Annotated in this window: 3 protein-coding genes; all 3 read left to right on the forward strand. The window is 43.7% G+C overall.

Going from position 1 to position 11,860, the window contains the following annotated elements; all coding sequences use genetic code 11:
* Positions 1-626 precede the first annotated feature (626 nt).
* Positions 627-3,446 (forward strand): TonB-dependent receptor, encoded by a 2,820-nt coding sequence (locus R8P61_18795; GenBank protein ID MDW3649124.1) that lies wholly within the window; start codon positions 627-629, stop codon positions 3,444-3,446.
* A 78-nt stretch (positions 3,447-3,524) separates the two neighbouring features.
* Positions 3,525-5,123: a T9SS type A sorting domain-containing protein gene (locus R8P61_18800; protein MDW3649125.1), complete on the forward strand. Its 1,599-nt coding sequence runs from the start codon at positions 3,525-3,527 to the stop codon at positions 5,121-5,123.
* A 384-nt stretch (positions 5,124-5,507) separates the two neighbouring features.
* On the forward strand, positions 5,508-11,639 hold the full coding sequence (locus R8P61_18805) for a T9SS type A sorting domain-containing protein (GenBank protein ID MDW3649126.1): 6,132 nt from the start codon (positions 5,508-5,510) through the stop codon (positions 11,637-11,639).
* Positions 11,640-11,860 lie beyond the last annotated feature (221 nt).

The raw sequence follows: 11,860 nt of genomic DNA on the forward strand, positions 1-11,860 counted from the left end.
TGTAAAGATTCAATAAGGGTAGTCTAATTACGAAAACCCGCGCAAATTATTTTCTAATAACAATAGTCTGTACCGTTTTCGGAAATTTTTCAGCAAATAAAAAAGCTAAAGAGGTGAAGTTGCTGGCTTATAATTTTCAATATGCCGCCTGGCCATTAAAAGACCCTTATTTTTAAAAAGGCTTGATCAAGGTATAGGGATCTCAGATGAAGCCTGCTTAAAATGCTTTGTTTTATATGGCCATAATTTTCGCAGTGCCAGATCATTCTTGCATATATTCCTAATATTCAAGAGCCCTTTCCTCCGTTTTAGCTTTTTGTCCCAATTTTAAAGATTCTGCAAGTAGAATTCCTTTAGTATTTCTCAAGTCCACATAAGATTTTGCTTCAGCCATCGACTCAAGTTAGGATAATCTTATTCTTATTGAGGCTAATTCACCCTCCTCCTGTAATTCATGTATGCAAAATTTTCTAAGTGATTAAATCTCAGGGAAGAAAAAAGGAAAAGATATTCAAACAAGTACTTAATTTTTCCCTCAAACAATTTAGAAAATGATGCATGCATAACAATCTTATTTGTATATTTGTTCGCCGCGTCTTTCGCGCTAGACCTAATGACATTATACCATGTACTTCTACTACACCCGTTTGACAGGATATAGTACCAAATTCCCTATTAATATTGTGAAAGTTTTTATGACCCTCCTCCTTTTGGGATTGGGCTCATCTGTGATGTTGGCACAGGGAGTCATAAGAGGGAAAGTAGTTGATGGAAAAACCAATACTCCTCTAAATGGAGCCAGTGTATTACTGATAGGCACTCAGACAGGGGCGCTGACCAAGGATGATGGTTCTTTTAGCCTAACTTCTTCGAAAGCAGCACCCGTGCAATTGCTGGTTCGATATGTCGGTTATGATTCTTCTGTAGTGGATATCACCTCCTTTGACAAGAGCTATAATGTGCGCATGGAGGAAAGAACTGTAGAAGTTGCTGAAGTGGAAATTGTAGCCAGCGCCTATGTAGAAAGGCAAAAGCAATCTGCCCTTTCAGTTGAATCCATGTCCATTACCGCAATTAAAGAAACTCCTGCAGCCAATTTCTATGAAGGGCTTGGCCACTTGAAGGGAGTGGATATGAATTCTGCCAGTTTTGGATTTAAAGTCGTGAACACCCGGGGATTCAATAGTACCCAGCCAGTACGTTCCCTTCAATTGATAGACGGAGTAGATAATCAGTCTCCCGGTCTGAACTTCTCTCTGGGAAATTTCCTGGGAGCTTCCGAGCTTGATCTGGAGTCGGTCGATTTGATTGTGGGAGCTTCCTCTGCCTACTATGGGCCAAATGCCTTTAATGGTGTTATCGCCATGAAGACCAAGAATCCCTTTATTCATAGAGGACTTTCTGCTTCAGTAAAAGTAGGAGAAAGAAACTGGGTAGAATCAGCGGTTCGTTACGCCAAGGTTTTTAAAAACAAGAATGGTGTTGAGAAATTCGCTGTAAAGTTTAATCTTTTTTATCTCCGAGCAGATGACTGGGAAGCAGATAATTTTGATGAGGCTTATAGAGATGTTACCGTAAGAGGCGCTACTCCATTTGTGGGCATAGATAATCCTGGAGGATATGATGCAGTAAATGTATATGGGGACGAAGTTTTGGGAAGAGCGACCAGTAACAATACCAGATTGCAGACTCCGGGGCTGGGCCTTTATTACAGAACCGGTTTTAAAGAATCTGATCTCCTGGATTATGATACGAGAAACTTTAAAGGAGGCCTTGCTTTTCACTATAAACTAAAGCCGGATGTTGAACTCATAGCTTCCTCCAACTATAGTAATGGAACCACCGTTTTTCAGGGAGTAAACAGAATCAGTCTGAAAGACATTCAATTTTTTCAGCATAAAGTTGAAGTAAAAAAAGAGGGGAAGTTTTTCGTAAGATCATATGTAACTCACGAAGATGCCGGGAATTCATATGATCCGGTATTTACTGCGAATAGAATCCAAAACCTTGCGTCCAGCAATGTAAACTGGGCCCAGAGTTATCGCGAGATTTGGCGGAGAGATTATGCTCCTTTGGTAAGACAATTGGAAGGATATCCTGCTCCTCCCGTGTTCCCGGATTTCTTCTTCGATTTTGAGCAACAAGCTCGGGTAATTGAGGCAAATAAAGAGCAGATAACTGTTTGGCATAATGATTTGAGAGAAAGAATTGATGGAACCAATGGATTTCTGAATCCAGGTTCTCCTCTGTTTCAGGCAGCCTTTGATTCCATTACTTCCCGAATTATAACCAAAGAAGGAGGTACGAAATTCTTTGACCGTTCTGCCCTCTATCATTTACATGGCGAGTATAAATTCACACCGAGTTGGGCAGAGATTACAGTAGGTGCCAATGGAAGGTATTATACCCCTTATACACAGGGAAGTATTTTCGCCGATACAGGAGATGTTCGCCTCACCAATATCGAATATGGTGCTTATGCGGGGCTTAAGAAAAAACTGGCTTCGGATAGAGTGACCCTCACCGGTACACTTCGGATGGATAAGAATCAGAATTTTAATCTCCTTCTTTCCCCAGCAGTCACAGGATTGGTTCAGTTAAATGAAAATAACTCGCTCCGTGTTTCCCTTTCTTCAGCAATTCGAAATCCGACCCTGGCAGATCAGTTCCTTCGATTTGATGTAGGAGGAGCAGTACTATCGGGTAATATAAATGGATTCACAGACCTTTGGGAACTGGACTCTTTATTAGTGTATGCAGAAACCCTGGATGAAACTGTACTGGTTCCTTTTGATCTGGACCCGATTCAACCAGAGAAGGTAACAACCTATGAATTTGGATACAGAGGTTTATTGGGAAAACGGGTATACATAGATGCCGGCTATTATTACAGTAGATATACAGACTTCATTGGTTTCCGACTTGGATTTGCGGGAGGTGGTTCATTGGTAAATGGATTTCCTATTGGAGATGTACTTCGAATCAGTGCTAATGCTGAAGACATCGTTACTACCCAGGGTGCAGCTTTTGGCTTCAACTATTTCATCAATCAACATTTCACCTTTGGGGGTAATTACTCATGGAATGTCTTAAATACACAGTCAGACGATCCTATCGTCCCTGCCTACAATACACCCGAACATAAATTCAATATTAACTTCGGAGGAAGAAATGTTAGTATCGCTGGCGTGAGCGATTTTGGCTTCAATGTCAATTATAAATGGGTCGAAGGCTTCCTTTTTGAAGGATCGCCCCAGTTTACGGGACTGGTTCCTACTTATGAGTTACTTGATGCTCAGATCAGCAGATATTTCCCCAAACTACATACAACTATGAAACTAGGGGCTTCTAATATTCTCAACAATAAGGTGTTTACCGTGTATGGAGGACCCCGGATAGGAAGACTTGCCTATCTATCTTTAACATATGATTTTTCTAAACTCTAGATTTTATACCTAAAACCTTAACCTATTCAATTGAAGATTATGAGACAAGCTTTGACGATTTTATTATCATCCCTCCTGATGATAGGTCTATCACTCCAGGGATTTTCCCAGGAACGTTATCTGGATGAAATATTTACAGATAATGAGATCATGGTGACGGACTCTGTTATATATGGAGTTAATTTCAGTATTCTTCCTGCATTTCTCGGCATCGTTCAGGATACCATTCCGGTACCTTTGTATATGGATGTATATGCACCCATGAATGATACCACTACTGATCGTCCTGTGATCATCTTTGGTATTGGAGGAACTTTCTTTCCGGCAATCGTAAATGGAGGATTTACTGGAGAAAGAGTAGATCCTGCCAATGTTGATTTTGCAATGCGCATGGCCAAAAGAGGCTACGTTGTAGCAGTTGTTCAATATCGTAGAGGTTGGAATCCACTAGGTTCTGCTTTGGTTCAGCAAAGAACCATTCTGCATGCTGCTTATAGAGGTATTCAGGATATGCGTAATGCAGTTCGTTTCTTCAAATTTACAGAAGCCGAACAAGCTGATCTATTTGGTATAGATCCTAGTAGAATCGCTGTTGGAGGAAATGGTACAGGTGGATATATGTCATATGGAGCTACTTACCTAAAACGCTTCGAACAAACACTACAGGAAAAATTTATCGATTTCAGTACGACACCTGCAACTCCTTTCCTGGATACTACCCTTTTTGGTGATCCTTATGGAATAGACAGTGCTGGTATTAACCGTCCTAACTATCCTACTTATAGCTCTGACTTCCAAATGGGATTCGCTTTAGGCGGTGCTTTGGGAGATCGTTCCTGGGTAGAAATAGGAGATGCTCCTTTTGTAGCTCTACATTGTGAAAGAGACCCGGGTGCACCCTATGAAGTAGGAGATGTACTTGCAGTTGATGGTACAACCAATCCTCCAAGTCCATTCGCAGTAATCCCTGGGGGTGCTGGTGGTATGGAAGTAACTAAAAGAGCCGACTCTTTAGGGAACCAGGATATTTTCAAGGGCATTAATTGGGGAGATACCCTTTTCACGATTGCTGCTGCAAAAAGCGGTGATATCCCAGGGCTGTATCCATTTGACACCCCTTATACTCCCGGCCCAGCTAACTGTCTACCTGGTAATCCTCCAAGTGATACCCTGGCAGAATGGGGGGGTCCCTGGAATTATTTCAATGAAGCTGTTGCAGAAGCAACCTGGAATTTTGTTTTCATGGACAGAATTAATTCGAACCCTCCAACTCAGGTTGATGGAGCTACGGCAGTATGTGTAAACAAAAGAGGTAATCCAAACGATATGACCATTGCTACAGCCTATATGGATACTATCGTTCGTTACCTTGCTCCTCACTTGGCAATTGCACTTCAATTGCCTACTTCTACCAGCGTAAATGACATAGTTATCGACGAAAATGTAGAGGTATTCCCCAACCCAGCCAACAACTTCCTGACTGTTCAGTACAGAGACGGTATCAAGAATATCGAAGCTGTGAAACTACTTGACCTAAACGGAAGAACGGTTAGAAATTATACAGGTCTTAATACTACTGAATTCGAAATTCAGCGCAATGAGCTTAGCCCTGGATTGTATATCCTGCAAGTAAGTCTGCCTGATGGAATAGTAAACAAGAAGATTCTTTTTGAATAAGATCTTGAATAAAAATATCAGATAAAAAAAGAGCCGTTCCTGTGGGACGGCTCTTTTTTTATCTTGCTTTTTCTCTATCATTTACACTTTCCCTGCCTTGTTGAAGCCCCTACATGCATATGGGATTTTTCATTTGGTTTCAGAGCAATCCCAAACTCTAATTATAAATATCTGAATATCAATACAGAATCTCCCTTTCCTAATCCTTAGCTCTTCCAGGATCCCCATTTTCTATAGGCTCCGAAATTGTTAGGCTCTTAACATTTATACCGATTATGTGAATGAAAAATATTTACAATCTCATTCATGCACGGGCCATTCCTTAATTCTCGCCTCTCGAGGATTTAAGGGCCAGGACTCCCATGCCTCAACTGAAAATTAATTATGGTAAACAACAAACGCTTCTTCCTTTGGTGTTGTTTGTTATGGCTCAGCCTCAGCGGACTGCTAGCTCAGCAATCGGTACTAATGGTAAGTGGTCAGGATCCCTCCTCCATCAATCCGGGGGATCAGGCTATTCTTACTGCTCTTCAAAACTCAGGCTACACAGTAACTGTTAAAGGCGGTCCTAATACGCCAACTTCAGCAGCAGATGCTAATGGAGTTGATTTGGTATTTATTTCGGCTACCGCCGACCCCACCGGCATAGGAAATACCTTTGCTAATGTAGCTACTCCTGTAATCGTAAGTCAGTCCTATATCTATGATGATATGGGCATGACGGATCATACGGCCCAACATGATTATGGGATTGCTCAAAATGCAAGATGGGCACAAATTACGGCCCCTAATCATCCCATCGCACAATCATTGACAGGAATAGAAGCCTTAACAACTGCTCGCGCAGATCTTAGATGGGGAGATCCTTCTAATGATGCGGATAAAATAGCTCGTTTGGGAGTATATGGCAGTCGATATGCTGTATTTTCCTATGATACAGGAGATAATATGGTAGGTATGCAAGCCCCAGCCCCTCGAATTGGTTTGCACATGGATACCTGGACCAGTACACATAGCACGAATGCAGGTTGGACGCTTTTCAATCAGGCCGTCAGCTATGCTACTGCAAATAGTACCACTAGCTGTACTGCAGATGCAGGGAGTCTTACGATCGATCAAAGTCCACTAAGCCTTGTTAATGGCTCTGCTACCGTTTCAGCTACGCCGGATGGAAATATTCATATCCCTCATGGATATTCAGTCATATATGTGCTGAGTAGAGGTCAAAACCTGGTATTGGAACAGGCCAATAGTACTCCTGATTTTACGGTTACAGGTACAGGGCTTTACACCATTCACACACTTGTTTATGATGCGGACCCACACTCTCCCGATTTTGCAGATTTGAGCTTAATTCAATTTGGAACGACTACAGGTGCAGATGCTTTAAATTACATCAATACTGCGGGAATTTGTGCTTCTCTGGATGTTGCAGGTGCTCCTGTGCATGTAAATGGATGTACGGCTGACGCTGGTACCCTCACCATAGATAATGACCCGGTTGATTTGGTCAACGGTTCGGCACACATTAGTGCTACCCCTGATGGAAACATTCACGTCCCTCATGGATATTCGGTTATTTACGTCCTTACCAGTGGAACTAATCTGGTAATTGAGCAAGTAAATACTCATCCTTCTTTTACCGTTGCCAATCCTGGACTTTACACCATCCATACACTGGTATATGATGCGGATGCTCATTCTCCAGACTTCCTCGATCTATCTGTGGTAGTCCCTGGAACAACAACAGGAGGTGATGTTTTGGGGATTATAAATTCAAATGGGATTTGTGCCTCTCTCGTTGTTGCGGGCGCCCCGGTTAATGTAAATGCGTCATGTACGGCGGATGCAGGAACACTGACCATAGATCAGGACCCAGTTGTTCTGGCGAATGGTAGTGCAACGGTTTCAGCTACGCCGGATGGAAACATCAATATTCCTGCGGGATACTCTTCCCTCTTTGTATTGACCTCTGGAAGCAATCTTATAATAGAACAAGTTGGAGCCAATCCTTCTTTCACCGTAAACGCAGCTGGACTTTACACCATCCATACCCTCGTATATGATGGCGATCCAAACTCTCCCAATTTCCTTGACCTTTCTGTAGTAGTGCCCGGAACTACGACCGGTGGTGATGTGCTGGGAATTGTTACAACAAATGGACTTTGCGCTTCACTCGACGTAGCAGGTGCTCCGGTTCATGTAAATGATTGCGAAGCGGATGCTGGAACTTTGACTATCGATCAGGATCCAGTTGTTCTGGCGAATGGTAGTGCAATGGTTTCAGCTACGCCGGATGGAAACATCAATATCCCTAGTGGATACTCTTCCCTCTTCGTATTGACCTCTGGAAGTAATCTGGTAATCGAGCAGGTTTCTGCTAATCCTTCTTTCACCGTAAACGCAGCCGGACTTTACACCATCCATACCCTCGTATATGATGGCGATCCAAACTCTCCAAACTTCCTCGATCTTTCTGTGGTAGTACCCGGAACAACTACGGGTGGAGATGTACTCGGAATCGTAAGTGCAAATGGACTGTGCGCTTCACTCGACGTAGCAGGTGCTCCGGTTCATGTGAATGACTGCGAAGCGGATGCTGGAACTTTGACTATCGATCAGGACCCAGTGGTTCTGGCGAATGGTAGTGCGACTGTTTCAGCTACGCCGGATGGAAACATCAATATTCCTGCGGGATACTCTTCCTTATTTGTACTCACAAGCGGTTCAAATCTGATAATAGAACAAGTTGGAGCCAATCCTTCTTTCACCGTAAACGTAGCCGGACTTTACACCATCCATACACTCGTATATGATGGCGATCCAAACTCTCCAAATTTCCTCGATCTTTCTGTAGTAGTTCCCGGAACAACTACGGGTGGGGATGTGCTGGGAATTGTTACTACAAATGGACTTTGTGCAAGTCTGGATGTGGCGGGTGCTCCGGTTCATGTGAATGACTGCGAAGCGGATGCGGGAACCCTGACTATCGATCAGGACCCAGTTGTTCTGGCGAATGGTAGTGCGACTGTTTCGGCTACACCGGATGGAAATATCAATATCCCAAGTGGATATTCTTCAATCTTTGTATTGACCTCTGGAAGTAATCTGGTAATCGAGCAGGTTTCTGCTAATCCTTCTTTCACCGTAAACGCAGCCGGACTTTACACCATCCATACCCTCGTATATGATGGCGATCCAAACTCTCCAAACTTCCTCGATCTTTCTGTGGTAGTACCCGGAACAACTACGGGTGGGGATGTACTCGGAATCGTAAGTGCAAATGGACTGTGCGCTTCACTCGACGTAGCAGGTGCTCCGGTTCATGTAAATGATTGCGAAGCGGATGCTGGAACTTTGACTATCGATCAGGATCCAGTTGTTCTGGCGAATGGTAGTGCGACTGTTTCGGCTACACCGGATGGAAATATCAATATTCCTAGTGGATACTCTTCCTTATTTGTACTCACAAGCGGTTCAAATCTGATAATAGAACAAGTAGGAGCCAATCCTTCTTTTACCGTAAACACAGCTGGACTTTACACCATCCATACCCTCGTATATGATGGCGATCCTAACTCTCCTAACTTCCTCGATCTTTCAGTAGTAGTGCCCGGAACTACGACCGGTGGGGATGTACTCGGAATCGTAACTGCAAATGGACTGTGTGCTTCACTCGACGTAGCGGGTGCTCCCGTTCATGTGAATGACTGCGAAGCGGATGCAGGAACACTGACTATAGATCAGGACCCAGTTGTCCTGGCGAATGGTAGTGCGACTGTTTCAGCTACGCCGAATGGAAACATCAATATCCCTAGTGGATACTCTTCCATCTTCGTATTGACCTCTGGAAGCAATCTTATAATAGAACAAGTTGGAGCCAATCCTTCTTTCACCGTAAACGCAGCTGGACTTTACACCATCCATACCCTCGTATATGATGGCGATCCGAATTCTTCCAACTTCCTTGATCTTTCAGTAGTAGTTCCTGGAACAACTACGGGTGGGGATGTACTCGGAATCGTAACTGCAAATGGACTGTGTGCTTCGCTTGATGTAGCGGGTGCTCCCGTTCATGTGAATGACTGCGAAGCGGATGCAGGAACACTGACTATAGATCAGGACCCAGTTGTTCTGGCGAATGGTAGTGCGACTGTTTCAGCTACGCCGAATGGAAACATCAATATCCCTAGTGGATACTCTTCCATCTTCGTATTGACCTCTGGAAGTAATCTTGTAATCGAGCAAGTTTCTGCTAATCCCTCTTTCACAGTTACCTCTTCCGGACTATATACCATCCATACCCTCGTATATGATGGCGATCCAAACTCTCCAAACTTCCTCGATCTTTCTGTGGTAGTACCCGGAACAACTACGGGTGGAGATGTACTCGGAATCGTAAGTGCAAATGGACTGTGCGCTTCACTCGACGTAGCAGGTGCTCCGGTTCATGTGAATGATTGCGAAGCGGATGCTGGAACTTTGACTATCGATCAGGATCCAGTTGTTCTGGCGAATGGTAGTGCAACGGTTTCAGCTACGCCGAATGGAAACATCAATATCCCTAGTGGATACTCTTCCATCTTCGTATTGACCTCTGGAAGTAATCTTGTAATCGAGCAGGTTTCTGCTAATCCTTCTTTCACAGTTACCTCTTCCGGACTATATACCATCCATACCCTCGTATATGATGGCGATCCAAACTCTCCAAACTTCCTCGATCTTTCTGTGGTAGTACCCGGAACAACTACGGGTGGAGATGTACTCGGAATCGTAAGTGCAAATGGACTGTGCGCTTCACTCGACGTAGCAGGTGCTCCGGTTCATGTGAATGACTGCGAAGCGGATGCTGGAACCCTGACTATCGATCAGGACCCAGTTGTTCTGGCGAATGGTAGTGCGACTGTTTCAGCTACGCCGAATGGAAACATCAATATTCCAAGCGGATACTCATCCTTATTTGTACTCACAAGCGGTTCAAATCTGATAATAGAACAAGTAGGAGCCAATCCTTCTTTTACCGTAAACACAGCTGGACTTTACACCATCCATACCCTCGTATATGATGGCGATTCTAACTCTCCTAACTTCCTCGATCTTTCAGTAGTAGTGCCCGGAACAACTACCGGTGGGGATGTGCTGGGAATTGTTACAGCAAATGGACTGTGTGCTTCACTCGATGTCGCAGGTGCGCCGGTTCATGTGAATGACTGTAGTGCGGATGCGGGGACACTGACTATTGATCATGATCCCGTAAGCCTGGATAATGGTTCTACAACTGTTTCGGCAACTCCAGACGGCAACATCAATGTGCCAGCTGGATACTCAGTGCTTTATGTACTCACTTCCGGACAGAACCTTGTAATCGAGCAAGTAAATACTAGTCCTGACTTCGTGGTAAATGCTGCAGGTTTGTATACCATCCATACCCTGGTATATGATGGCGACCCCAGCTCTCCAAACTTCCTTGACCTTTCGGTTGTTGTGCCTGGTACTACTACCGGGGGAGATGTGCGGGGAATTGTGGCAGCGAATGGCCTATGTGCAAGTTTAGATGTAGCAGGTGCTCCTGTCCATGTCAATGAAGCCTGTACAGCTGATGCAGGCGCTATTCGCCCTGATCAATTGCTGGTATTCATTCCAAGAAATGACACCGTAAATATCAGTGCTACGCCTCTAGGAAATGCAAATGTTCCTGCCGGATATTCAACGCTATATGTATTGACGCGTGGATTAGGACTGACGACTGAAGCAGTGAGCGCGACCCCAGATTTTGATATCAGCAGGCCCGGTTTATACAGAATCCATACTTTGATCTATGATGCGGATCCAAATTCTGCGAATTTCCTTGATCTGAGCGTAGTTCAATTTGGAACAACGACAGGAGTTGATGTAGTAAATCTCATTACTGCCAACGGAATTTGTGCCAGCCTGGATGTCAGAGGTGCCATCACCTTTGCCCTTCGAAGTTTCTCCTTTGGACATTTCAATGCCCTCAACAGCTTTGAAGAAGTTGAACTTTCCTGGTCAGCAGAAAATGCCGTAGCCGGAGCGACCTATATCCTCGAAAGAAGCCAGGATGGAGTAGTATTTCAGCAAGTGGCCAAGATTGTTGAAGAAAAAGAAGAAGGAGAATCCAGCCACAAGGTTATGGATAGCAATCCTATGGAAGGATTCACTACCTACCGATTGAGAGTGATCGATAGTAGAGGTCAGACGATTGAAACTGAAGAAGAAGTTCTCTTTGTAGAATTGACTTCCTCAATAAGTATAAGTGCTTATCCGAATCCAGTCCTATCAAGACTGAATGTGCGCCGTAATGACAATCAGGAGCTGGATTTATATGCCAAGCTCATTGATTTGACAGGTAGAGAAGTACAGAAAACTGAGCAGGTACTAAGGCCTGGCGGAAGTCTTGAAATCAATATGGATCGTGTTCCTGAAGGATTCTATCAGCTGATTCTGACAGATTTCACAGGCAAGGTGATCAATATTCAAAAGATTCATAAAAGATAGTAAGCAGATTGGATGAGGTTCTCTTTGGGGAGTCTCATCCTTTTTTGAAAAATATAATTTTTCTAAGTCTCTGGGATCGATACTGATTTTTCAGTATCGGTCTTTTAGTTTAAAAAAGGCTCCATTCCTATCACAAGAGCTTCTATTGTAGGTAAATCCTTCTGTTCATCCTCAAATTTTTCCCATTAATCCTTTTCTTCAAGAATTACAACATTTCGTAT

It is taken from the genome of Bacteroidia bacterium (assembly GCA_033391075.1).
Lineage (GTDB): Bacteria > Bacteroidota > Bacteroidia > J057 > J057 > JAWPMV01.